Origin of the sequence: Streptomyces sp. NPDC006743, assembly GCF_040703815.1 — a bacterium.
Taxonomy (GTDB): Bacteria; Actinomycetota; Actinomycetes; order Streptomycetales; family Streptomycetaceae; genus Streptomyces.
Map to the genome: position 1 here is coordinate 133,414 of NZ_JBEYJA010000011.1, position 24,391 is coordinate 157,804.

A 24,391-nucleotide genomic window follows, 5' to 3' on the forward strand; every position below is an offset into this window, starting at 1 on the left:
CACGGACAGCGGCCGTGGCCGTCTCCTGACGTCACGGCGGCCGGCCGGTGTCATCTCCTGACGTCACGGCGGCCGGTCGGGAACACTCCTGACGGCCTGCGGGCGGCGCCCTCCGCTCCCTCGCCCTGCGCCCCTCAACTCCCGCTGCCCGACGTCCACATCACTCGTGCGCGACAGCGTTCGTGCCTGCCGGGAAGGGCTCTGTCCGGCCTCCGCGGGCGGGTGCGGGGCCGGTCGCGCCCGCGCGGCGGAGCCCAGCACCGGCCCCGCCGCCGCGTCCCTCGAGGGCGCCCCCGCGGGCGCCCCTCGCGGGTGTCCTACTCCACCGTCACCGACTTGGCGAGGTTCCTGGGCTTGTCGATGTCCCGGCCCAGCGCCAGGGCCGTGTGGTAGGAGAGGAGCTGGAGCGGGATGCCCATGAGGATCGGGTCCAGCTCGTCCTCGTTCTTCGGCACGACGATCGTCTGGTCGGCCTTCTCCTGCTCCTGGTGGGCGACGGCGAGGATCTTGCCGCTGCGGGCCTTGATCTCCTCCATGGCCGCCCGGTTCTTCTCCAGCAGGTCGTCGTCGGGCACGATCGCCACCGTGGGCAGCGCGGGCTCGATCAGGGCCAGCGGGCCGTGCTTCAGCTCGGAGGCCGGGTAGGCCTCGGCGTGGATGTAGGAGACCTCCTTGAGCTTCAGGGAGGCCTCGCGGGCCACCGGGTAGCCCCGGACGCGGCCGATGAAGAGCATCGAGCGGGCGTCGGCGTAGCTCTTGGCCAGCTCCTCGATCTCCGCCTCCTGCTTCATGATCTGGGAGATCTGCTCCGGCAGCTTGCGCAGGCCCTCGATGATCCGCTTGCCGTCGCGCACCGACAGGTCGCGGATGCGGCCCAGGTGCAGGGCGAGCAGCGCGAAGGCGACGCAGGTGTTGGTGAAGCACTTCGTGGAGACCACGCACACCTCGGGCCCGGCGTGCACGTAGATGCCGCCGTCGGCCTCGCGGGCGATGGCCGAACCGACCACGTTGACCACGCCGAGGACCCGCGCGCCCTTGCGCTTCAGCTCCTGCACGGCCGCCAGCACGTCGTAGGTCTCACCGGACTGCGAGACCGCGATGTACAGGGTGTCGGGGTCCACGACCGCGTTGCGGTAGCGGAACTCGGAGGCCGGCTCCGCGTCGGCGGGGATGCGGGCCAGCTCCTCGATCATCTGGGCGCCGATCATGCCCGCGTGGTACGAGGTGCCGCAGCCCAGGATCTTCACCCGGCGCACCGCGCGCGCCTCGCGGGCGTCCAGGTTGATGCCGCCCAGGTGCACGGTGGCGAACCGGTCGTCGATCCGGCCGCGCAGCACCCGGTCCACGGCCTCGGCCTGCTCGTGGATCTCCTTGTGCATGTACGTGTCGTGGCCGCCCATGTCGTACGACTCGGCCTCCCACTCCACGGTGGTCGGCTCGGCGGTGGTGCGGGTGCCCTCGGTGGTGTACGTGCGGAAGTCGTCGGCCTTGAGGGTGGCCATCTCGCCGTCGTCGAGGGTGACTATCTGCCGGGTGTGGGCGACCAGCGCGGCGACGTCGGAGGCGACGAACATCTCCTTCTCGCCGATGCCGAGGACGACCGGGGAGCCGTTGCGGGCCACCACGATGCGGTCGGGGAAGTCGGCGTGCATGACGGCGATGCCGTAGGTGCCCTCGATCAGGCGCAGGGTCTCGCGGACCCGGTCCTCCAGCTTGCCGGCCTCCGAACGCGCGATGAGGTGGACGAGCACCTCGGTGTCGGTCTCGGAGAGGAACTCCACGCCGTCCGCCTCCAGCTTGCGGCGCAGGTCGGCGGCGTTGTCGATGATGCCGTTGTGCACGACGGCGACCTTGTTGTCGCCGGACATGTGCGGGTGGGCGTTCACGTCGGAGGGGGCGCCGTGGGTGGCCCAGCGGGTGTGGGCGATGCCGGTGGTGCCCTTGAAGCGCGCCGGGACCTTCGCCTCCAGGTCGCGGACCCGGCCCTTGGCCTTGACCATCCGCAGGCCGGGCGTCTTCGGCGAGGTGACGACGATGCCCGCGGAGTCGTAGCCGCGGTACTCCAGGCGCTGCAGGCCCTCCAGGAGCAGCGGGGCGACGTCACGCTTCCCGATGTATCCGACGATTCCGCACATACAAGTCCCGTCCCTTTTCCCCGAGTTGGTGCTGTTGGTGTGGGTGCTGGTGTTGCTGCCGCCGTTGCCGCCGCACGGTGGTGCCGGCGGCGCCGCCGGTGCGCGGTCAGCCGTAGACGATGCGCCGCAGCTGCCGCAGCGACAGCTCCGGCGGCGCCACCGCGCGGTACTTCAGGTCCGCCGCGATCCGTTCGAAGATCTCCGCGTTCACCAGGCCCTGGGCCTGCAGCTCGCGGTGGCGGCGACGGACGAACTCCTCGGTCGTCTCGTCGAAGTAGGCGAGCACGTCCTGGACCACACGCAGCGCCTCGCCCCGGTTCAGGGGCGTGGACCGCGTCAGATGATCAACCAGTTCGTCGTGCACCCGGTAGATCCTGGGGTACCGCGATCACTTTCGCAAGAATCCTGCCCGATTTCGGGCAAGAGCCTGTTCATGCGTCGGTGAGGTGCTGTTCGTGCGCCGGCCACCCGCCGTCCCGACCGCCGCCGCCCCGGTCGGCCATTTTCAGACGCCATGGACATTCCTCGCATGGGCGTACCCGAGAAGCTGGCCGAGCGCATGAGCATGGCCGAGCAGCACGAGTACCTGCGTTCCAAGTTCTCGCGGCGCACGATGATCCGGGGCGGCGCGGTCACCCTCGGCGCCGTCGCGGGTGGCGCGTTCGTGACGGGCACCGCCGCGCAGGCCGCCGTGCCCGCGCAGCGCACCGCCTCCTCCGCCCCCGCCTCCTCGGCCGGCTCCGTCGACGGTGCCCTGGTCGCCCCCTTCGGCCGCCACCTCGCCTTCGGCAACGACCCGCGCACCGAGATCACCGTCTCCTGGCAGGTCCCGGTCGCCGTCAGGAAGCCGTTCATCCGGGTCGGCGCGCACCCCTGGGACCTGTCGCGGAAGATACCCGCCGAGGTCCGCACCCTGTACACCCCGGCCGGTGTCGGCGCGAGCGGCGACCGCACCCAGTACTACCTGCACGCCAAGCTCACCCACCTGCGCCCCGGCCGCACCTACTACTACGGCGTCGGCCACCAGGGCTTCGACCCGGCCGAGCGGCACCTGACCGGCACCCTCGGCACCTTCACCACCGCCCCCGCGGACAAGGCGCCGTTCACCTTCACCGCCTTCGGCGACCAGGGCGTCAGCTACCACGGCCTGGCCAACGACGCCCTGATCCTCGGCCAGGACCCGGCCTTCCACCTGCACGCCGGTGACATCGCCTACGGCGACCCGGCCGGACAGGGCAGGACGAGCGACAGCGGCTTCGACTCCCGCGTCTGGGACCAGTTCCTGTACCAGACCGAGTCCGTCGCCAAGCAGGTCCCGTGGATGGTCTCGTACGGCAACCACGACATGGAGGCCTGGTACTCGCCCAACGGCTACGGCGGCGAGGAGGCCCGCTGGACGCTTCCGGACAACGGGCCCGACGCCGAGAACCTGCCGGGCGTCTACTCCTTCGTCTACGGCAACACCGCCGTCATCTCGCTGGACGCCAACGACATCTCCTTCGAGATCCCGGCCAACCTCGGCATCTCCGGCGGCACCCAGACCAGGTGGCTGGAGGCCCAGCTCAAGAAGTACCGGGCCAGTCGGGACGTCGACTTCGTCGTCGTCTTCTTCCACCACTGCGCCTACTGCACCTCCACCGCGCACGCCTCGGAGGGGGGCGTGCGCCAGGAATGGGTGCCGCTGTTCGAGAAGTACACCGTGGACCTGGTCATCAACGGTCACAACCACGTCTACGAGCGCACCGACGTGATCAAGGGCGGCCAGGTCGCCAAGAAGCTCCCGATCGGCGGCACCGCCTACCCCGAGACCGACGGCGTCGTCTACGTCACGGCGGGCGCGGCCGGCAAGAGCCTGTACGCCTTCAGCGCCGACCAGACCTACGAGGGCCACGAGAAGCAGGTGGACGCCGTCTCGTCGTTCGTCTGCCTCAAGGACGGCGCCCGGCAGAAGGAGACCGCCGACTGGTCGCGCGTGCGCTACCTCGACTACTCCTTCCTGCGCGTGGACGTCACCCCCGCCGCCCGGGGCCGCCAGGCCACGCTGACGGTGCGCGGCATCGCCGAGACCGGCGCGCAGGTCGACCACTTCACGGTGGCCCGCCGCGCCAAGTAGCGCCGGGCCGGCCCGCACCCGGCGGCACCCGGCCCGGCGGGGCCCCGCGGGCGGTCCTCACATCCGGTTGAGGACCGCCTGCTTGGCCTGCGTGAACTCCTCGTCGGTGAGCACGCCCGAGCGGTGCAGCTCGCCCAGCTCCCGCAGCCGCCGCAGCAGCGCGTCGTGCTCGTCCTCGGCGGCGGACGGCGCGGGCCGCGCGGGCGGGGCCGCGGACTCCCGCGGTCCGTCGCCCGCCACCGGGGCGGACGGGTGCGGCAGCCGTGCCTGCACCGCCGCCGCGACCAGCGCCATCAGCGGGTCCTTCTTGAAGCCCCACAGCTCGACGGCGTTCGGGTCGTACTTCGGCGGAGCCGAGGACGGCGCGCCCCGCACGGTCAGCCGCAGGTGGCCGTTCTCCAGGCCGGCGGCGGGCACCCACTCCACGCCGGTGATGTCCGCCAGCTCCAGGGTGCGCACGCCGGTGGCGGCCTTGGCGTCCTCCGTCTTCCAGTTCCACTCCAGGCGGACCCGTTCGCCGTCGAAGCTCGCCGTGCCGTCCCCGGCGGACACCGACAGCGGCACGGACGGGCCGGGCAGCAGGTACTCCTTCACCGGGCCGGGCGGGACCTCTTCGAGCAGCAGGGCGCCGCGCACCTCGTCGACGACGTACTCGGCGACGCCGTAGCGGTCCGGCTCCACGAGGAGCTGGTAGGGGTCGTGGGGTTCGGTCAGCCGGCCGCCGGTGGCGTGCAGCAGGGGGTCGGCGCCCTCGCGCAGTCGCAGCCTGAGCCGCCCCGCCCGCTTGCCCTGCTCGAACGAGATGCCGGCCAACGCCCGCAGTGGCACCCGGAGTTCGCCCAGGGTCTGCCGCAGCACACTGATGTTCCGGTCCCGCCCCGGGGTCAGCCGGAGGGCGTCGCCGTCGAAGGCCCAGGTGCCGTCCTTCTGGAGGATTTCCGCCATGGGGTGATTGTTTCACCGGTTCTGCGGGAGAGTGGTCTATACCCTCGGGGTACCCCCGGGCCTCCCGGGCCCCCGCCCCAGTGTGAAGGGAGCGCATGTGAGACGGCACCGCAGCACGACTCCCCGCAAGTCCCTCACCGCCCGCACCACTTCCCGGACCGGCCGGCCGGACCGGCCCGCCCCGTCCCGCCACCCCGCCCGCGCCCCGCGGGTCCTGGGCGCCCTGCTGCTGGTGGCGGCGGCCGGGGCCTTCGCGGTCGGCGCCGCACCCGCCGGGCAGGCCCCCACCGGCCGGGCAGGCGCGCTGACCCCGCTGAGCCAGGTGATCCCCGCCCCGGCCTCCGTCACGGCGGGCGGATCCCCGTACCGGATCACGCCCGGCACCCGTATCGGCGTCGACGGCTCCCGCGAGGCCCGGCAGGTCGGCGCCTACCTGGCGGACCTCCTGCGCCCCGCCACCGGCTACCGCCTGCCGCTGACCACGCACGGCCGGGCGGGCATCCGGCTCCGCCTGGGCGAGGGCCCGTTCGGCGCCGAGGGCTACCGCCTCGACAGCGGCCCCCGGGGCGTGACGATCACCGCCGGGAAGCCGGCCGGCCTCTTCCACGGCGTGCAGACGCTGCGTCAGCTGCTGCCCGCCGCCGTCGAGAAGAAGTCCGTGCAGCGCGGCCCCTGGCTGGTCGCGGGCGGCACCGTCCAGGACAGCCCGCGCTACGCCTACCGGGGCGCCATGCTCGACGTCTCCCGGCACTTCTTCACCGTCGGCCAGGTCAAGCGTTACATCGACGAACTCGCCCTCTACAAGATCAACGAGCTGCACCTGCACCTCAGCGACGACCAGGGCTGGCGCATCGCCGTGGACTCCTGGCCGCGCCTGGCCGCCTACGGCGGTTCCACCCAGGTCGGCGGCGGACCGGGCGGGTTCTACACCAAGGCCGACTACCGCGAGATCGTGCGCTACGCGGCCTCCCGCTACCTGGAGGTCGTGCCCGAGATCGACATGCCCGGCCACACCAACGCGGCCCTCGCCTCCTACGCCGAGCTGAACTGCGACGGCGTGGCGCCCCCGCTCTACACCGGCACCAAGGTCGGCTTCAGCTCGCTGTGCGCGCCCAAGGAGAGGACGTACGACTTCGCGGACGACGTGATCCGCGAGCTGGCCGCCCTCACCCCCGGCCGCTACCTGCACATCGGCGGCGACGAGGCGCACTCCACCAGCCACGAGGACTACGTCACCTTCATGGACCGGGTGCAGCCGATCGTCGCGAAGTACGGCAAGACGGTCATCGGCTGGCACCAGCTGACCGGCGCCGCCCCCGCCGAGGGCGCCCTCGCCCAGTACTGGGGCATGGACTCCACCAGTGCCGCCGAGAAGGCCCAGGTCGCCCGGGCCGCGCAGCACGGCACCGGGCTGATCCTCTCCCCGGCCGACCGGGTCTACCTCGACATGAAGTACACCAAGGACACCCCGCTCGGCCTGTCCTGGGCCGGGTACGTGGAGGTGCGGCGCTCCTACGACTGGGACCCCGCCGCCTATCTGCCGGGGGCGCCCGCGTCCGCGGTGCGGGGCGTCGAGGCGCCGCTGTGGTCGGAGACGCTGTCCACCTCGGCCCAGCTCGACACGATGGCCTTCCCGCGGCTGCCGGGCGCCGCCGAACTCGGCTGGTCGCCCGCGGCCACGCACGACTGGGACACCTACAAGGTCCGGCTCGCCGCGCAGGCACCGCGCTGGGACGCCCTGGGCATCGGCTACTACCGCTCGCCGCAGGTGCCCTGGACGAACGGCTGACCGGCACGGACGGGCCGGCGGGCGCCCCGGAGGACCGTACTCCGGGGCGCCCGCACGTCTTCGGGGCCGCTCTACAGCCCGGCCAGGGGGTTGCGCAGGGTGCCCGCCAGCTGCAGGGCGCCCGACGGGTCGGCGAGGTCCACCATCTGCCGGTTGTTGCGCAACTGGAGCCGGTTGAGGCAGGACAGCGCGAACTCGGGGGCGAACAGGTCGTACCGGCAAAACCGGTCGGCGAGGGAGGGCACCGACTCCTGGTAGGCGCGCACGACCTCGGCGACCGTCGCCCAGAAACCGTCCTCCTCCAGCACGCCCTCCTCGGCCAGGATCGCCGCCAGGAAGCGGAAGAAGCAGTCGAAGACGTCGGTGAAGAGGGACAGCAGCTTGTGGTCCTCCGGGACCTCCACCCGGATCCGGCGCACCTCGGGCGGCAGCACCGCGTCCGGGTCCATCACCGCGATCTCCTCGGCGATGTCCTTGAACACCGCCCGGCGCACCGCACCGTCCTCCAGGACCAGGATCACGTTCTCGCCGTGCGGCATGAACACCAGGTCGTAGGCGTAGAAGCTGTGCAGCAGCGGCACCAGGTAGGCGCGCAGGTAGGCGCGCAGCCACTGCCGGGGCGGCAGCCCTGAGCGGGCGATCAGCGCGCCCGCGAAGGAGGCGCCCTCGTGGTCGACGTGCAGCAGCGAGGCCATCGTCGCCAGGGACTCCCCGCCGCGCAGCGAGGGCACCGGGCTCTCCCGCCACAGCGCGGCCAGCATCTTGCGGTACGGCGAGTGGCGGTCCGTGGCGGCCTCGTACTCCAGGTGCCGGTAGCCGGCCGCCGCCCGCTCCCGGATGATGCTCAGGCCCGTGTCCTTCAGGACCGGGTCGCCCTCGATCAGCCGGGCCAGCCAGTCGTTGATGGCCGGGGTGGCCTCCATGTATGCGGCGGACAGGCCGCGCATGAAGCCCATGTTGAGGACGGACAGGGCCGTCTTCACATAGTGCTTCTCGGGGTGGGAGGCGTTGAAGAAGGTCCGCACGGACTGCTGGGCCAGGTACTCGTCGTCGCCCTCGCCCAGGCACACCAGGTGGCGGCGGGCGATCTCGGCGGCGAAGGTGACGGACAGTTTGTTCCACCACTGCCAGGGGTGGACGGGGAGGAAGAGGTAGTCGGCGGGGTCCAGGCCCTGGGAGGTGAGCACGCCGTGGAAGCGACGGATCGTCTCCTCGCCCAGTTCCGCGCGCAGGAACGTCTCGTACTCGATGCCGGCGCCGGCGGTGAACGCCGCCCGTGAGCGGTGCGCGGCCAGCCACACCAGCCGCAGCGGGCTCGCGGTCTCGGGCGCGTAGGACAGGTACTCGTGCACGCCGAAGCCGAGCCGTCCGTTGTTGGCCACGAAGCACGGGTGGCCCTCGGTCATGCCGGTCTCGATGTCCTGGAAGGAGCCCTTCGCCAGTTCGGCGGAGGTGACCTGGGGCTTGGTGAGCTTGTAGCAGGTGCTGGAGAGGGTGGAGGAGATCTCCTCCAGGTAGACCGGCAGGATGTCCTCGCTCAGGCCGAGGGTCTCCCTCAGCTCGACGAAGAAGTCCAGCGCCGCGAGCGGTACCTCCGTGCCGTCGCGGTGGCGGGTGAGGGAGTCCGGGTCGACCTGCCAGTGGTCCAGGGCGCGGCGGGTGGCCGTGAAGCGGTAGCGGGTCAGCCCGTCGTCGCTGCGCACCGCGTAGCCGTCGCCGTCCGGCTCGGGCGCGATCAGCCGCTCGTGGGCGAACTCGGCGAGCGCCTTGCGGATCAGCAGGCGGTTGGCCCGTTCCCAGCGCGCGGGGGAGAGGTGGGAGACGGCGTCGGCGAGGCTCACGCGGCCACCGCCTTCTCGAACCGCTCGCGGGTGCAGAAGCTCAGCAGCGCCTTCTTCTCCGGTTTGCGGATCTCCCGTTCCGGGACGAACCCGACGGCCTCGTTCAGGGCGTGCACGGCGGTGTTGCGTATGTCCGGCTCGACCACGATCCGCCGGACGGCCGGGTCCTCGAACAGGTACCGCAGCACGGCGGTGATCACGGCCCGGGTGAAGCCGTGCACGGGTGTGCCGGTGGGGGCGACCAGGAAGTGCATGCCGACGTCGCCCGGCTCGGCCTCGTACAGCCCGGTCAGCTCGCGGCGGGCGGGGTCGTACCGCTCCATCAGGAAGACGGGTTCGCCGTCGTGGAGGCCGAGGAAGGCGTCGTGGTGCTCGTCGGCCGCGATCTCCATGTAGGCGCGTTCGACGTCCTGGAGCCTCGCGTCCTGCATCATCCAGAACACCGCCTTGGGGTGGGTGACCCAGCCGTGCAGCAGCTCGGCGTCCTTCAGCGGGTCGAGCGGGCGGATCGTGAAGGTCATACGGCGAACTCCTGGAATGCGATCGACTTCTCGACGGGGTAGTACTCGGTGCCGAGCAGCTCGCGGATGATGCAGCTGTTGCGGTAGGCACCCATGCCCAGGTCGGGGCTGGTGATGCTGTGGGCGTGCACGCCCGCGTTCTGGAGGAAGACGCCCCGGCCGGTCACGTCGATGGCGTAGTTGCGGCCGATGGCGTGGTTGCCGCGCGTGTCGCGGCGCAGCCGGTGGCGGACGGGCGCGAGGAACTCCGGTTCGGTGTAGCGGTAGCCGGTGGCCAGGACCAGGCCCTCGCTGCGCAGCTCGAATTCCTTGCCCTGCTCCTCCTGGCGGAAGCCGAGGGTGTAGGAGCCGCTGTCCGGGTCGTAGGAGGCGCTGTGCAGGGCGCAGTTGGTGAGCAGGCGGGTGGGGACGGGGCCGCTGAGGTTCTTCCGGTAGAGCAGGTCGAAGATCTCGTCGATCAGGTCGCCGTCGATGCCCTTGAACAGGCCCTTGTGCTGCTCGGTGAGGCGGTAGCGGGTGGCTTCGGGCAGCGCGTGGTAGTAGTCGACGTACTCCGGTGAGGTCATCTCCAGGGTGAGCTTGGTGTATTCGAGGGGGAAGAAGCGCGGGGAGCGGGTCACCCAGTTCAGCCGGTAGCCGTGGACGTCGATCTCGCCGAGCAGGTCGAGGTAGATCTCGGCGGCGGACTGGCCGCTGCCGACCAGCGTGATCGACTTCTTGCGCTGGAGGTCCGCCTTGTGCTCCAGGTAGCGGGAGTTGTGCAGGAAGTCGCCGCCGAGGCCCCGGCAGGCGTCGGGCAGGTGCGGCGGGGTGCCGGTGCCGAGGACCAGCCGGGGCGCCCGGTACGCGGCCCCGGTGTCCGTCCGGACCGTGTAGAGCCCGTCGTCCTCCTCGTACGTCACCTCGGTGACCGTCGTGCCGAAGCGGACGCTGCTCAGCCGGTTCGCCGCCCAGCGGCAGTAGTCGTCGTACTCGACGCGCAGCGGGTAGAAGTTCTCCCGGATGTAGAAGGAGTACAGCCGTCCCTTCTCCTTCAGGTAGTTGAGGAAGGAGTACGGGGACGTGGGGTCGGCCAGGGTGACCAGGTCCGACATGAACGGGGTCTGCAGGTGGGCGCCGTCCAGGAACATGCCCGGGTGCCAGCTGAAGTCGGGCTTGGACTCCAGGAAGACCCCGTCGAGCCCGTCGATCGGCTCGGTGAGGCAGGCGAGGCCGAGGTTGAAGGGGCCGAGCCCGATCCCCACGAAGTCGTGGACCGTGGTGGTCGTGGCGGACGTGCCGGTCGTGGCGGCGGGTGCGGCTTCAGGACGCGCGGTCAAGGGACTCCCCCAGGTACTGCTCGGCGTGGCCGGCGATCAGGTCGAGGACGGCGGCGAGGTCGTCCCTCGTCGTCTCCGGGTTGAGCAGGGTGAACTTCAGGTAGTGGCGGCCGCCCGCCTTGGTGCCCGCGACCACGGCCTCGCCGGAGGCGAACAGCGCCTTGCGGGCGTGCAGGTTGGCGCGGTCGACGGCGGCCGGGTCGGTGACGGCGGCGGGGACGTAGCGGAAGACCAGGGTGGACAGCGCCGGTTCGACGACGACCTCGTAGCGGGGGTCCGCGGTGAGCATCCGCCAGCCCTCGGCGGCCAGGTCGCAGACCTCGTCGAAGAGCCGGCCGACGCCGTCGGCGCCCATCACGCGCAGCGTCGTCCACAGCTTGAGCGCGTCGAAGCGGCGGGTGGTCTGCAGGGACTTGTCGACCTGGTTGGGGATGCGTTCGGCGAGAGCGCGGCGGGGGTTGAGGTAGTCGGCGTGGAAGGTGGCGTGCCGCAGGGTCGCCGCGTCACGGACCAGCAGGGCCGACGAACTCACCGGCTGGAAGAAGGACTTGTGGAAGTCGACGGTGACCGAGTCGGCGCGCTCGATGCCGGCGAGCAGGTGGCGCCGGGTGGGGGAGACCAGCAGGCCGCAGCCGTAGGCGGCGTCCACGTGCAGCCAGGTGCCGTAGCGCGCGCACAGCTCGGCGGTCTCGGGCAGCGGGTCGATGGAGCCGTAGTCGGTGGTGCCGGCGGTGGCGACCACGGCCATGGGCACCAGGCCCTCGGCGCGGCAGCGCTCCAGTTCACGGGCGAGCGCGACCGTCCGCATCCGCTTGTCGCGGTCGACGGGGACGGGGATCACCGCGTCGGGGCCGAGGCCGAGCAGTTTCGCCGATTTCTGGACGCTGAAGTGGCCTGCCTCGGAGGCGAGGACGCGCAGCCGGGCCGGGTCGTCGGTCTTGGCCTCCTCGCGGGCCAGCAGCAGCGCCTGGAGGTTGGACTGGGAGCCGCCGGAGGTGAACACGCCGTCGGCGGCGGGACCCAGGCCGATCCGGGTGGCCGTCCAGCCGACGAGCTTGCGCTCGATGAGGGTGGCGCCGGCCGACTGGTCCCAGGTGTCCAGGGAGGAGTTGACGGCGGACAGGACCGCCTCGCCGAGCACCGCCGGGATGACGACCGGGCAGTTGAGGTGGGCGACGTAGCGGGGGTGGTGGAAGTAGACCGCGTCCCGCAGGTAGACCTCGTCGAGTTCGTCGAGGACGGCGGCGGTGTCGCCCAGCGGCCGGTCGAGGTCGATGCCGTCGACGCGGGGGGCCAGGGCGCCGGGGGTGACACCGGTGAACGGACGGTCGGTGGCGGCGATCCGGGCGGCCACCCGCTCGACTCCTTCGGTCACGGAACGGCGGTAGTGCTCCGCGGTGAGGTCATTGAGCAGGTGCGAGCGCATGGGGGTCCTCCGGGGGTGGGGACGGTCCGGGGCAGGACGTGACGAAGGGCGGAGCCTCACGATCAACTTAGGTAAGCCTAACCTAACTTTGTATCGCTCAAACTCCGCCCCTGCGTGACCGGCGTCACTGCTGTGCCGTGTCAGCGCGAGCCGGTGCGCCGCGCGCGGCGACCGGTCTCAGAGCCGCGGACAGAAGCGGGCCCCGGCGGAAGGACCTTCCGGCGCCTTGCGATCGCACGCACCGGACACCGCCCGCTGATCGGAACCCGCTTCTGTCCGCAGCTCTTACTCCTGGGCGCGCAACTGCTCCTCCGTCAGACCGCGCCGCCAGTAGCCGACGAAGGTGACGCGCCGCTTGTCGATCCCGCGCTCGCCGACGCAGTGCCGGCGCAGCGCCCGCACGCAGCCGGACTCGCCGGCGAGCCAGACGTAGGGGCGTTCGGCCGCGGGGAGGCGGGCGGCGCGCAGCGCGCCGAGGGCCATGGGGGAGCCCTCGGCGCCGCTGCCGTCGTTCACCAGCCAGGTGATCTCGGCGTCGGCGGCGCACGCCACGTCCTGGACGTCCCCGGCGTGGCGCACCTCCAGCCAGGCGCGTACCCGGGTGCCGGCCGGGAGGGACTCCAGGATCGCGGTCGCGGCCGGTACGGCCGTCTCGTCGCCCCACATCACCACCAGGTCGGTGTCCTCGGGCGGGCGGAAGCGGATCGCCCGGTTGTCCGCGACGGCCGGGCCGAGCAGCAGGACGCGGTCACCGGGCCGGGCGCGGGCGGCCCAGCGGGAGGCGGGCCCCGCGGGGGAGGGGGCGCCGGGATCCATGCCGTGCAGGGCGAAGTCGATGTCGATGCCGGTGGGCCGGCCGACGGCGTCCCGGTGCAGCGCGCGCAGGGTGTACGAGCGCATCACCGCCCGTACATCGTCGGGCAGTTCGCGCCAGCCCTGCCACCAGCCCTCGCCCAGCTCCAGCGGCACGGCGGGCTCGTCCTGGCCGGGGTGCGGCAGGAACAGGGAGAGGGACTGGTCGCGTCCGTGGGAGGCGAAGGCGTGCAGGCCGGGACCGGCGAAGCCGATCCGGACGAGCGACGGACCGAGCCGCCTCGTGCCGGTGACCTGGAGGGAGAAGAACCGGAACGGGGCGGCCACGGCCGTCGTCATGAGTGCTCCTGCGTCGTCGTCGGTTCGCCGTCAGGGGGTGGTGAAGGGGCCTGGGGTCAGGAGACCTTCTTCGCCGTCTCGATGGCCTTCGCCAGGTCGTCGAGGAGCGGCACGCACTTGTCGTAGGACAGGATCGGCTCGGGGTTGCGCGCGATGACCTGGCCGGCCTTGACGGCGGGCAGCTTCTTCCAGGTGGCCTGGGTGATCGCGGCCGGCTGGATGGCCGAGGTGCGGTTGTCCATCATGATGATGTCGGCCGGGTACTTGTCGATGTTCTCCCAGCTCAGCGACTCGTACCAGCCGCCGCCCTGCTTCTTGGCGCTCTCCGGGGGCTCGACGAAGTTCACACCGAGGGCCTTGAAGTACTCCAGGTCGATGGAGAGGTTGGTGCCGGAGACGTAGAACAGGTCCTGGCTGGCGGAGCCGACCATCACCTTGATCTCCGGCTTGGCCTTGGCGGCGGCGCGCAGCCGGGCGGCGGCGTCCTCGAAGCGCTTCTTGGCCTGCGTGACCTTGTCGCCGGTCACGTCGCCGCCGAGCGACCTGGCGAGCGCGAGCATGCGCTCCAGCGGCCGGGTCAGCTGCCGGTCGTAGACGGAGATGCCGACGGTGGGGGCGCCCACGCCGAGGATCTTCTTCTTCTGCTCCTCCGGGACGTACCAGAGGGTGCCGGCGGCGTCGAACATCGTGGAGACGAGGAGGTCGGGGGCGAGGGCCGCGTACTTCTCGATGTTGAACTGGCCCCACTCGTTGCCGAGGCTCACCACCTTGGTGACGTCCAGGTCGCCGGCCTGCACGTCGGGCTTGCCGTCCTTGGTGGTCGTCGGACCGAAGACGCCCTTGACCGGGACGCCGTAGTCGTGGAGGGCGGCGGCGACGCCGACGAACGCGACGATGGCCGAGGGTGTCCTGCCGGCCTTGACCGTCTGCCCGCGGTCGTCCTCGAACGTCCACGGCCCGGACTTCGCCCCCGCCGCGCCGCTGCCCGACCCCCCGCTTTTCCCGTCGTCGGTGCCGCAGGCCGCGAGCGCGGCCCCGAGACCGAGGGCGCCGCCCGCGGCCAGGATGCCGCGGCGGGAGAGGGTGGTGGCACGGGCGTTGGACATGGGTATGGCTGCTTTCGAACGGGGCGGAGCACCGCCGGACAGGTTCGAAGGTAGGTTAGCCTAACCTCAGTCGCTGTCCAGGGGGCGGGGCGCGACCGGGGTGTCCGGGGCGAGAGTGACTGCGGCATCCAGCGCGGGCGCGACCACGGCGAACGCCCCGTCGAGCTGCGCCCGCTCGCCCAGCCCGCCGATCGGGGCGCCCTGCCGCAGTTGTACGCGGCGACCGCCCCGGACGTGACCGGCGGCGAGTTCGTCGGCCCGGACGGCCCCGGAGAACTGCGCGGCGCGCCGACGCGGGTGTCCCTGTCCCCGTCCGCCACCGTCCCGGCGACCGGCCGCCGCCTGGGGGACCTGTCGGAACAGCTGACGGGGGTGCGATTCGCCTTGCCGGCCGTCGCATAGGCCGCCATCGCAGAAGCCCCGGCCGGTGGTGTTCACCGGCCGGGGCTTCTGCCTTCAGGCGCCCCGCTCCCGCAGTCTCTCTTCACGGGTCTTGACCACCCGCAGCCGGTCCCGTCGTCGCGAGGTCCACCGGTCCGGCCCGTATTCCGGCCGCAGCACCCACGTGGTACCGCCGCGTACGTCCACCGGGCACCCGGGGTACAACCAGACCCTGCCGTGCGCGCCCGAGAGCGCCGCGACCGCCCGGCGTCTGGTGCGTGACGCGCTGGCCGCCTGGGGCCTGGACGACTTGGTCGACGAGGGGGCCCTGGTCGTCTCCGAGTTGGTGACCAACGCAGTCCAGCATGCCCGGCGGGAGTCCACCCGGGTCCGGCCCGGGTTGTAGGTCGCGGCATGTCGGTCTGCTCTCTCAGATCGGCCGAGCCCCGGGGCCGGTCACACGGCCGCCGGGGCGCTGTCCGCTCATGAAAGCGTTACGCCAGGAGCATCGGCAGGGACGCAACGTCCCACTTTCCGCACGCTATTCGCCGACCCCCAGGAACTCCGCCAACGGCCGCAGACCCGGTGGATGGTTGGGGAGCGCCCACAGATCACGCACGATGGCCACGGCCAACGTGTGGTGCTGCATCCACGTGGGCGCCACACGACGCAGGGACTCCAGGGTTTTCACCGCACCGGCCGCGTCACCGGTGTCCGTATGGGCTCGTGCCACGTCCAACAGGAGCCACGTCCGCCAGGAAGGCGGCGTGTCCTTGCTCAGCCGCATTCCTTTGGCCAGTGCCAAGGCGTCCTGCGGGTGTCCGTACTGGACGGCGAGCCGTACGCGCTCGATGCGGACCGACGACGGGCTGAAGACGCTGACCATGCGGTTGTCTCCGACGTCGGGCAGTTTTGCGACACGGGCGGCTTCCTTCTCGGCCGTCTCCATCATCGCCGCGGCGCGCTCGTAGTCGCCGCTCCGTGCCGCCGAGGTGGCGGCGCTCATGGTCAGCGCGCCCCAGACCTTGAGGCCGTCGGCCGTGTCGGTCCGGCCCGCGCCCGCCATGTCGTCGGCGGTACGGAGCGCGATGCCCAACGCGTCCTCCAGGCGTCCCTGCCGCTGGTAGGTCCATGCCGTGGAGTTGACGATCACCGGCACGAGCAGCGGATCGCAGGACTGTCCCGCGGCGTCTATGGCGCGTTCCAGGCTGATGAGGGCGAGGTCCGTCTTCCCCATCCGCACGGCGACGTGCCCGGCGAGCTGAAGTGCCTTTGCCAGGGCTGCGAAACCGGCCCTGCGGTCGTCCTCGCTGTCCGAGGCCGTGGCGGCGCGCGCATCCGAGATCAGGTCCGGCAGTGCCTTCATCACCGCGTCGAACTCGGCGGAGTGGTACTGCGTCCAGCCGTCCGCGATCTGCTCACGCAGGCGGCCCGGCGAGAAGTCGGGCCCCGGCGGCACGGGCTCCGCACCCCACAGCGCCGGCATGATGGCCCGCCGCACGGCGACGAAGCGCGGTCCGTCGTTCTCCCCTGTGGAGGAGACCGCAGGCGGATCACCCAGGAGCGTGGTCAGCTCCACGCCGAGACCGTTCGCCAGCGCGTGCAGCGTGGGAAGACGTGCCGAGTGTTTCCGCCCCTGTTCCAGATGGCGGATCACATCGACGGACACACCGGAGCGCTCGGCCAGTTCTTCTTGAGTCAGGGAGGCCAGTTCCCGCAAGCGGCGCAGGGTCCGTCCCAGCTCCTCGTTCGCCACGCCGCCACGGTACGCCCGCCATGACGGGGGGAGCGGGCTCTCGTCCGCTCTCGCCTGCTTCTCGTCATGGCGGGCGTGAACGCCCTGACGGGCCCGGTGCGCATCGTCCGCCGGGCCGGTCAGGGGCGGCACCGCCTCAGCTCGTCAGCCCCAGCTCCCGGGCGATCAGCATGCGCTGGACCTCGCTCGTGCCCTCGCCGATCTCCAGGATCTTGGAGTCGCGCCACATGCGGGCGACCGGGTACTCGTTCATGAAGCCGTAGCCGCCGTGGATCTGCGTGGCGTCGCGGGCGTTGTCGACGGCGATCGTGGAGGAGTACAGCTTGGCCAGGGCCGCCTCCTTCTTGAAGGGCTCGCCCGCGACCAGGCGGTAGGCCGCGTCCCGCCACGCCAGGCGCGAGGTGTGGGCCTTCATCTCCATGTCGGCGATCTTGAACTGGATCGCCTGGTTGGCGCCGATCGGGCGGCCGAAGGAGTGGCGTTCCCTGGCGTACTTCACCGACTCGTCCACGCAGCCCTGGGCCAGACCGGTCGCCAGCGCCGCGATGGCGATGCGGCCCTCGTCGAGGATGCGCAGGAACTGCGCGTAGCCGCGGCCCTCCTGGCCGAGCAGGTTGGCGGCCGGGACCCGGACGTCCTGGAAGGACAGCTCGCGGGTGTCCGAGGCGTTCCAGCCGACCTTGGAGTAGGCGGGGGCGACGGTGAAGCCGGGCGTGCCGGACGGGACGATGATCGCGGAGATGAGCGGCTTGCCGTCGGGCTTGTGGCCGGTCACCGCCGTGACCGTCACCAGGCCGGTGATGTCCGTGCCCGAGTTGGTGATGAAGCACTTGCTGCCGTTGATCACCCACTCGCCGGTGGCCGCGTCCAGGCGGGCCGTCGTCCGGGTCGCGCCCGCGTCCGAGCCGCCGTCCGGCTCCGTCAGGCCGAAGGCGCCCAGGATCTCGCCCGCGCACAGACGGGGCAGCCACTCGCGCTTCTGCTCCTCGGTACCGAACAGGTGCAGCGGCATGGCGCCCAGGGAGACGCCGGCCTCCAGGGTGATGGCGACCGAGGAGTCCACCCGTGCCAGCTCCTCCAGGGCGATGCCGAGCGCCAGGTAGTCGCCGCCCATGCCGCCGTACTCCTCGGGGAACGGCAGCCCGAACAGGCCCATGCGGCCCATCTCGCGCACGATCTCGTACGGGAACTCGTGCCGCTCGTAGAAGTCGCCGATCTTCGGCGCCACGACGTCGTGCGCGAACTCCTCCACCGTGCGGCGGAGTTCCTCCAGTTCGGGGGTCAGACGGTGGTTCATCACTGCTCCTTGTGGGAGAGGGCGCGGAGGGTTCGGGAGGGGCTGGGGCGGCCCAGGTGCGCGGCCATCCACTCGCTCGTGGCGACGAGGCGGCCGAGGTCCACTCCGGTGTCGATGCCGAGGCCCCGCAGCATCCACACCAGGTCCTCGGTGGCGAGGTTGCCGGTGGCGGACCGGGCGTAGGGGCAGCCGCCCAGGCCGCCCGCGGAGGCGTCGACGGTGGTGACGCCGTGCTGGAGGGCGGCCAGGGTGTTGGCGAGCGCCTGGCCGTAGGTGTCGTGGAAGTGCACGCCGAGCGCCGAGACCGGCACCCGCTGCTCGCTGAGCGCGGACAGCAGCTCCAGGACGTGCCCGGGGGTGGCGACGCCGATCGTGTCGCCGAGGCTCAGCTCGTCGCAGCCCATGTCCAGCAGGGCGCGGCAGACCCGGACCACCTGGTGGACGGGGACCGCGCCCTCCCACGGGTCGCCGAAGCACATCGACAGGTAGCCGCGCACGTGCGCGCCCGCGTCCTTGGCGCGCCGCACCACGGGCTCGAACATGGCCAGGGCCTCGTCGACCGTCCGGTTGAGGTTGGCCTTGGCGAAGGACTCGGTGGCGCTGGCGAAGACGGCGACGCGGTCGGCGTGCCGGGCCAGGGCGCGGTCCAGGCCGCGCTCGTTCGGCACGAGGACCGGGAGGTCCACCGGGAGGTCGCTGACGAGGGGGAACAGGTCTTCCGCGTCGGCGAGCTGCGGCACCCACTTGGGGTGGACGAAGCTGGTGGCCTCGATGGTCGTCAGGCCCGCCTCGGCCAGGCGGCGGATGAACTTCGCCTTGATCTCGGTCGGGACCGTCGCCTTCTCGTTCTGCAGGCCGTCGCGCGGGCCGACCTCGTGGATCCGGACCCGGGCGGGCAGGTCGGGGGCGGGGACGGTCATGGGCAGGGCTTCGGGGGTCATGGCCGCGCCGTTCCTTCCTCGTCGTGCGGTGCGACGACCGCGAGGACCTGGTCCATGGCGACCGTCGTGCCGGGGGTGACGTCCAGCTCGGTGACCGTGCCGGCGTGCGGGGCGGAGATGACGTGTTCCATCTTCATCGCCTCGACCACCAGCAGGCTCTCGCCCGCGCTCACCTCGTCGCCGACGGCGACCTTCACCACCGTGACCGTGCCGGGCATGGGGGCGGTGAGCGAGTCCGCGCCGGAGTGGGCCGACCGGGTGAGGGAGGCGGCCACCGGGTCGTGGTCGCGCACGTGCCAGGCGTCGCCGTCGCGGCCCAGCCAGTCGGCGGCGCGGTGGAAGGTGTGGCGGACGCCGTCGAGGGTGACGGAGACCGTGTCCTCGGTGACGGTGTGCGTGCCGCGCGGGGTGTACTCCACGGGGTCGGTCACCCGCAGCGGGAAGGCCACCGGCCTCGGCTCGCCGCCCAGCCGCCAGCCGCTCGGCACGGAGAACGGATCGGTCCAGCCCTCCGCCTTCGGGCGCAGCGCGTCCAGGCGGAGGGCCGCCGCGGCCTCGTAGACCTCCTCCGGAACGTCGGCGGGGACCAGCTCGTCCACCACCCGCTCGACCAGACCGGTGTCCAGGTCACCCGCCACGACCGCCGGATGGGCCAGCAGCCGGCGCAGGAACCCGGCGTTGGTCTGCACGCCCAGCGTGACCGTCCCGGCGAGGGCCGCGCGCAGCTTGCGCAGCGCGGTCGCGCGGTCGGGGCCGTAGGCGATGACCTTGGAGAGCATCGGGTCGTAGAGGCTGCCGATCTCGGTGCCCTCGGTGAGACCGGAGTCGGTGCGCACCCCCTCGCCCTGCGGCTCGCGCAGCCTGAGCACGGTGCCGCCGGAGGGCAGGAACCCGCGCGCGGGGTCCTCCGCGCACAGCCGGGCCTCCACCGCGTGACCGGTGAGGGTGACGTCCTCCTGCGCGTACGGCAGGTGCTCGCCGGCCGCGACCCGCAGCTGCCACTCCACCAGGTCGAGGCCGGTGACCAGTTCGGTGACCGGGTGCTCCACCTGGAGGCGGGTGTTCATCTCCATGAAGTAGTACGACGACGGGTCGCCGCCGGGGACGATGAACTCCACCGTGCCCGCGCCCCGGTAGCCGCAGGAGCGGGCCGCCTGCACCGCGGCCTCGCCCATCGCGGCCCGGATCCCCTCGTCGAGGAGCACGCTGGGCGCCTCCTCGATGATCTTCTGGTGGCGGCGCTGCAGGGAGCACTCGCGCTCGCCCAGGTGGATCACGTGGCCGTGGCCGTCGGCCAGGACCTGGATCTCGATGTGCCGGGGGGTGTCCACCCAGCGCTCGACCAGCAGGGTGTCGTCGCCGAAGGAGGCGCGGGCCTCGCGGCGGGCGGCGGCGATCTCGTCCGCGAGCGCCTCCGGGGCGCGCACCAGCCGCATGCCCTTGCCGCCGCCGCCCGCCGACGGCTTGAGCAGCACCGGCATGCCGATGGCGCGGGCGGCCTCGGCGAGCTGCTCGTCGCTCAGGCCGGAGCCGCTGGAGCCGGGGACGACCGGCACCCCGGCCGCCGCAACCGTCTCCTTGGCGCGGATCTTGTCGCCCATGAGGGCGATCGCGTCCGCCGGCGGGCCGATGAAGACCAGGCCGGCCCCCTCGCAGGCGCGTGCGAAGTCCGCGTTCTCGGCGAGGAAGCCGTACCCGGGGTGGACGGCCTGCGCGCCGGTGCGGGCGGCGGCCTCCAGCAGCCGGTCGATGGACAGGTAGCTCTCGGCCGCGGGCGCCGGGCCGATCCGTACCGCCGCGTCGGCCTCCCGGACGTGGCGGGCGTCCGCGTCGGCGTCGGAGAAGACCGCCACCGAGCGCACGCCCAGCGCCCGCAGGGTGCGGATGACCCGGACGGCGATCTCGCCGCGGTTGGCCACCAGAACTGTGTCGAACATGTTTACGAAGTCCCCCTCACATCCGGAAAACGCCGAACTGGGGGTCGCCCAGCGGAGCGTTGGCGCACGCGGTCAGGGCCAGGCCCAGCACCTGCCGGGTCTCCAGCGGATCGATCACCCCGTCGTCCCACAGCCGCGCGGTGGCGTAGTAGGCGCTGCCCTGGCGCTCGTACTGCGCGCGGACCGGAGCCTTGAAGGACTCCTCGTCCTCCACGGACCACTCCTCGCCGCGCGCCTCGAGCTGGTCGCGCTTGACCGTGGCGAGCACGGAGGCGGCCTGCTCGCCGCCCATGACGGAGATCTTCGCGTTGGGCCACATCCACAGGAAGCGGGGGGAGTAGGCCCGGCCGCACATCGAGTAGTTGCCCGCGCCGTAGGAGCCGCCGACGACGACCGTCAGCTTGGGCACGCGCGTGCAGGCCACCGCCGTGACCATCTTCGCGCCGTGCTTGGCGATGCCGCCCGCCTCGTAGTCCCGGCCCACCATGAAGCCGGAGATGTTCTGCAGGAACAGCAGCGGGATGCCGCGCTGGTCGCACAGCTCGATGAAGTGGGCGCCCTTCTGGGCGGACTCGGAGAACAGGATGCCGTTGTTGCCGACGATCCCCACCGGGTGGCCGTGGATCCGGGCGAAGCCGGTGACCAGGGTCTGCCCGAACTCCGCCTTGAACTCGGCGAAGCGGGAGCCGTCCACCACGCGCGCGATGATCTCCCGCACGTCGTAGGGGGTGCGGGAGTCCACCGGCACCGCGCCGTACAGCCCGTAGGGGTCGACCTTCGGTTCCACGGCCGCGGTGACGTCCCAGGGCAGGGTCCCGCGCGCGGGGAGGGTGGAGACGATGGTGCGCACGATCCGCAGCGCGTGCGCGTCGTCCTCGGCGAGGTGGTCGGTGACGCCGGAGGTGCGGGAGTGCACCTCGCCGCCGCCCAGCTCCTCGGCGGTCACGACCTCCCCGGTGGCCGCCTTCACCAGCGGCGGACCGCCCAGGAAGATGGTGCCCTGGCCCCGGACGATCACCGCCTCGTCGCTCATCGCCGGGACGTACGCCCCGCCCGCCGTGCACGAGCCGAGCACCGCGGCGATCTGCGGGATCCCGGCGCCGGACATGCGGGCCTGGTTGTAGAAGATCCGGCCGAAGTGCTCCCGGTCGGGGAAGACCTCGTCCTGCATCGGCAGGAACGCGCCGCCCGAGTCGACCAGGTACAGGCACGGCAGCCGGTTCTCCAGGGCCACCTCCTGGGCCCTCAAGTGCTTCTTCACCGTCATCGGGTAGTACGTGCCGCCCTTGACGGTGGCGTCGTTGGCGACGATCACGCACTCGCGCCCGCTCACCCGCCCGATCCCCGCGATCACCCCGGCGGCCGGGGCCTGCCCGTCGTACATCCCCTCGGCGGCCAGCGGGGCCAGCTCCAGGAACGGCGAGCCCGCGTCGAGAAGGGCGTCCACGCGCTCGCGCGGCAGCAGCTTCCCGCGCGCGGTGTGGCGGGCCCGTGCCCGCTCGCCGCCGCCGAGCCGGGCGGCGGCCAGCTTGCCGCGCAGTTCCTCGACGAGCGCCCGGTGCGCCTGTTCGTTGGCCCTCCAGGCCTCCGACGCGGGATCGGCCGCGCTCGTCAGCTCCGGTGCCTCCTGCATCCTCGCGGTCCCCTCACCCAGTGGTCCACTGTTAATGAGCGTTAACCCATTTCCTCCAGGTTAACGAGCGCTAACGCCGCTGTCTAGAATTGTTCTCATGGCCATGCGAACCGACGCCCCCACCCGCCGCGAGCAGATCCTCAAGGAAGCCGCGCGGCTCTTCGCCGAACGCGGCTTCCACGGCGTCGGCGTCGACGAGATAGGCGCCGCCGTGGGCATCAGCGGACCGGGCCTGTACCGGCACTTCCCCGGCAAGGACGCCATGCTCGCGGAGCTGCTGGTCGGCATCAGCGGCCGGCTGCTGACCGGGGCGAAGCGGCGCCTGGCGGAGGCGGACGGGACGGCGGGTCCGGACGCGGTCCTCGACTCGCTCATCGAGGGGCACATCGACTTCGCGCTCGACGACCGGTCCCTCATCACCTTGCACGACCGCGAGCTGGACCGCCTGCGGGACAGCGACCGCAAGCTCGTGCGGCAGCTCCAGCGGCAGTACGTCGAACTGTGGGTGGACGTGGTCCGCCAGGTGCACCCGGAGCTGGCCGAGCCGGCCGCGCGGTCGGCGGTGCACTCGGTGTTCGGGCTGCTGAACTCGACGCCCCACCTGGGGCGCCGCGGGGTCCTGCCGGGGCGGGGGGCCACGGCGGAGCTGCTGCACCGGATGGCCCGGGGGGCGTTCGCCTCGGCGGGGGCGCCTGCGGCGGGCTGAGCGGGGAGGGGCTTGCGGGGCTTCGCCCCGCGCCCCGGGGCGCCCACCGGGTGGGGGAACTGTGCGACCGGCCACAGCACACGCGCACCCGCCCGCGAAGGGCACACCCGCGCCCTGAAGGGCGCTCCACGTGACCAGCGTTACCGGCTCCGCTCTTTACTGGCCCCGTACTCGCCGGTACGTTTGTATGAGCAAGCGCTTAGAGAGTCGAGGTCGCGGAGGTGGGCGGCGTGCGCCGTACGGTGTTCAACGAGGATCACGAGGCGTTCCGGGAGACCCTTCGCGCCTTCATAGAGGCCGAGGTCGTACCCGTGTACGACGAATGGTTCGCGGCCGGCCAGGCCCCGCGCGAGTTCTACTACAAGCTCGGTGAGCTGGGCATCTTCGGCATCAACGTGCCCGAGGAGTTCGGCGGCGCCGGCCTGGACAGCCACAAGTTCGAGGCCGTCCTGTACGAGGAGACCGCCCGCGCGGGCGTCAGCTTCGGCGGCTCCGGCGTGCACGTGCTGCTCGCCCTGCCGTACATCAAGATGCTGGCCACCGACGAGCAGAAGAAGCGCTACCTGCCGAAGTTCGTCACCGGCGAGGAGATGTGGGCCATCGCGATGACGGAGCCGGGCACCGGTTCCGACCTCGCGGGCATGAAGTCCACCGCCAAGCTCTCCGAGGACGGCACGCACTACGTCCTCAACGGCGCCAAGACCTTCATCACCGGCGGCGTCCACGCCGACCGCGTCATCGTCTGCGCCCGCACCGCCGCGCCGACCGCCGAGGACCGCCGCCACGGCATCTCCCTGTTCGCCGTGGACACCAAGTCCGAGGGCTACTCCATCGGCCGCAAGCTCGACAAGCTGGGCCTGCGCACCTCCGACACCGCCGAACTGGCCTTCGTCGACGTCAAGGTCCCGGTCGAGGACCTGCTCGGCGAGGAGAACAAGGGCTTCTCCTACCTCGGCCACAACCTCGCCTCCGAGCGCTGGGGCATCGCCTTCGGCGCCTACGCGCAGGCCAAGGCCGCCGTCCGGTTCGCCAAGCAGTACGTGCAGGAGCGCACCGTCTTCGGCAAGCCCGTCGCCCACTTCCAGAACACCAAGTTCGAGCTGGCCGCCTGCCAGGCCGAGGTCGACGCCGCCGAGGCCGTCGCCGACCGCGCCACCGAGGCCCTGGACGCCGGCGAGCTGACCCCCGCCGAGGCCGCCTCCGCCAAGCTGTTCTGCACCGAGGTCGCGCACCGCGTCATCGACCGCTGCCTCCAGTTGCACGGCGGCTACGGCTACATGAACGAGTACCCGATCGCCCGTCTGTACGCCGACAACCGCGTGAACCGCATCTACGGCGGCACCAGCGAGATCATGAAGACGATCATCGCCAAGAACATGGGCCTGTAGGACCC

General features: G+C 71.9%; 18 protein-coding genes and 2 pseudogenes. 6 read left to right on the forward strand and 14 right to left on the reverse strand.

The window, feature by feature from the left end; translation table 11 throughout:
* Positions 1–317 precede the first annotated feature (317 nt).
* Complete coding sequence (glmS, locus tag ABZ719_RS12745; RefSeq protein WP_366725201.1) at positions 318–2,135, reverse strand: glutamine--fructose-6-phosphate transaminase (isomerizing); 1,818 nt, start codon at positions 2,133–2,135, stop codon at positions 318–320.
* Positions 2,136–2,241: 106 nt separating this feature from the next.
* Positions 2,242–2,499, reverse strand: coding sequence for a hypothetical protein (locus ABZ719_RS12750; protein ID WP_037853086.1), 258 nt, complete (start codon positions 2,497–2,499; stop codon positions 2,242–2,244).
* Between the two features lie 165 nt (positions 2,500–2,664).
* Here ABZ719_RS12750 and ABZ719_RS12755 point away from each other — a divergent pair, with 165 nt between their 5' ends.
* Entirely contained in the window at positions 2,665–4,248 is a 1,584-nt protein-coding gene (locus ABZ719_RS12755; protein ID WP_366725202.1) for a metallophosphoesterase family protein, read from the forward strand.
* A 57-nt stretch (positions 4,249–4,305) separates the two neighbouring features.
* Here ABZ719_RS12755 and ABZ719_RS12760 read toward each other — a convergent pair whose 3' ends face one another.
* A complete protein-coding gene (locus ABZ719_RS12760; protein WP_366725203.1) occupies positions 4,306–5,193 on the reverse strand; it encodes a DUF4429 domain-containing protein in 888 nt (295 codons plus the stop codon).
* Between the two features lie 214 nt (positions 5,194–5,407).
* On the opposite strand from ABZ719_RS12760, the gene ABZ719_RS12765 reads away from it, so the two are divergent.
* Positions 5,408–6,982 carry a beta-N-acetylhexosaminidase gene (locus ABZ719_RS12765; protein ID WP_366725256.1) on the forward strand — a complete coding sequence of 525 codons (1,575 nt, stop codon included), beginning with the start codon at positions 5,408–5,410 and terminating at the stop codon, positions 6,980–6,982.
* 71 nt (positions 6,983–7,053) lie between these two features.
* On the opposite strand, the gene ABZ719_RS12770 is transcribed toward ABZ719_RS12765, so the two are convergent.
* The 6 genes from ABZ719_RS12770 to ABZ719_RS12795 all read right to left on the reverse strand — a co-directional run bounded on the left by ABZ719_RS12770 (position 7,054) and on the right by ABZ719_RS12795 (position 14,347).
* A complete protein-coding gene (locus ABZ719_RS12770) occupies positions 7,054–8,823 on the reverse strand; it encodes an IucA/IucC family siderophore biosynthesis protein (protein ID WP_366725204.1) in 1,770 nt (589 codons plus the stop codon).
* Positions 8,820–9,344, reverse strand: a complete 525-nt coding sequence (locus tag ABZ719_RS12775; protein WP_366725205.1) for a GNAT family N-acetyltransferase — start codon at positions 9,342–9,344, stop codon at positions 8,820–8,822. The genes ABZ719_RS12770 and ABZ719_RS12775 overlap by 4 nt, the downstream gene beginning before the upstream one ends.
* Positions 9,341–10,588 carry a SidA/IucD/PvdA family monooxygenase gene (locus ABZ719_RS12780; protein WP_366725257.1) on the reverse strand — a complete coding sequence of 416 codons (1,248 nt, stop codon included), beginning with the start codon at positions 10,586–10,588 and terminating at the stop codon, positions 9,341–9,343. Before ABZ719_RS12780 ends, ABZ719_RS12775 begins: the two co-directional genes overlap by 4 nt.
* 58 nt (positions 10,589–10,646) lie before the next feature.
* Entirely contained in the window at positions 10,647–12,089 is a 1,443-nt protein-coding gene (locus ABZ719_RS12785) for an aspartate aminotransferase family protein (protein WP_366725206.1), read from the reverse strand.
* A 285-nt stretch (positions 12,090–12,374) separates the two neighbouring features.
* Positions 12,375–13,241 carry a siderophore-interacting protein gene (locus ABZ719_RS12790; RefSeq protein ID WP_366725207.1) on the reverse strand — a complete coding sequence of 289 codons (867 nt, stop codon included), beginning with the start codon at positions 13,239–13,241 and terminating at the stop codon, positions 12,375–12,377.
* Positions 13,242–13,297: 56 nt separating this feature from the next.
* Entirely contained in the window at positions 13,298–14,347 is a 1,050-nt protein-coding gene (locus ABZ719_RS12795; protein WP_366725208.1) for an ABC transporter substrate-binding protein, read from the reverse strand.
* 165 nt (positions 14,348–14,512) lie between these two features.
* Here ABZ719_RS12795 and ABZ719_RS12800 point away from each other — a divergent pair.
* Positions 14,513–14,749: pseudogene (locus tag ABZ719_RS12800) on the forward strand (short-chain dehydrogenase); the annotation flags it as partial.
* A gap of 163 nt (positions 14,750–14,912) precedes the next feature.
* Positions 14,913–15,119: pseudogene (locus ABZ719_RS12805) on the forward strand (ATP-binding protein); the annotation flags it as partial.
* 150 nt (positions 15,120–15,269) lie between these two features.
* On the opposite strand, the gene ABZ719_RS12810 reads toward ABZ719_RS12805, so the two are convergent.
* The 5 genes from ABZ719_RS12810 to ABZ719_RS12830 all read right to left on the reverse strand — a co-directional run bounded on the left by ABZ719_RS12810 (position 15,270) and on the right by ABZ719_RS12830 (position 22,292).
* Positions 15,270–16,484: a helix-turn-helix transcriptional regulator gene (locus tag ABZ719_RS12810; protein WP_366725209.1), complete on the reverse strand. Its 1,215-nt coding sequence runs from the start codon at positions 16,482–16,484 to the stop codon at positions 15,270–15,272.
* 136 nt (positions 16,485–16,620) lie between these two features.
* On the reverse strand, positions 16,621–17,781 hold the full coding sequence (locus ABZ719_RS12815) for an acyl-CoA dehydrogenase family protein (RefSeq protein ID WP_366725210.1): 1,161 nt from the start codon (positions 17,779–17,781) through the stop codon (positions 16,621–16,623).
* The gene (locus ABZ719_RS12820; protein WP_366725211.1) at positions 17,781–18,722 is read right to left on the reverse strand and encodes a hydroxymethylglutaryl-CoA lyase; all 942 of its coding nucleotides are present in this window, start codon (positions 18,720–18,722) and stop codon (positions 17,781–17,783) included. The genes ABZ719_RS12815 and ABZ719_RS12820 overlap by 1 nt, the downstream gene beginning before the upstream one ends.
* Positions 18,719–20,659: an acetyl/propionyl/methylcrotonyl-CoA carboxylase subunit alpha gene (locus tag ABZ719_RS12825; protein ID WP_366725212.1), complete on the reverse strand. Its 1,941-nt coding sequence runs from the start codon at positions 20,657–20,659 to the stop codon at positions 18,719–18,721. The genes ABZ719_RS12820 and ABZ719_RS12825 overlap by 4 nt, the downstream gene beginning before the upstream one ends.
* 16 nt (positions 20,660–20,675) lie before the next feature.
* Entirely contained in the window at positions 20,676–22,292 is a 1,617-nt protein-coding gene (locus tag ABZ719_RS12830) for a carboxyl transferase domain-containing protein (protein ID WP_366725213.1), read from the reverse strand.
* A gap of 97 nt (positions 22,293–22,389) precedes the next feature.
* On the opposite strand from ABZ719_RS12830, the gene ABZ719_RS12835 reads away from it, so the two are divergent.
* Entirely contained in the window at positions 22,390–22,998 is a 609-nt protein-coding gene (locus ABZ719_RS12835; protein ID WP_366725214.1) for a TetR/AcrR family transcriptional regulator, read from the forward strand.
* Between the two features lie 230 nt (positions 22,999–23,228).
* Positions 23,229–24,386 carry an acyl-CoA dehydrogenase family protein gene (locus tag ABZ719_RS12840; protein WP_366725215.1) on the forward strand — a complete coding sequence of 386 codons (1,158 nt, stop codon included), beginning with the start codon at positions 23,229–23,231 and terminating at the stop codon, positions 24,384–24,386.
* Positions 24,387–24,391: the final 5 nt, after the last annotated feature.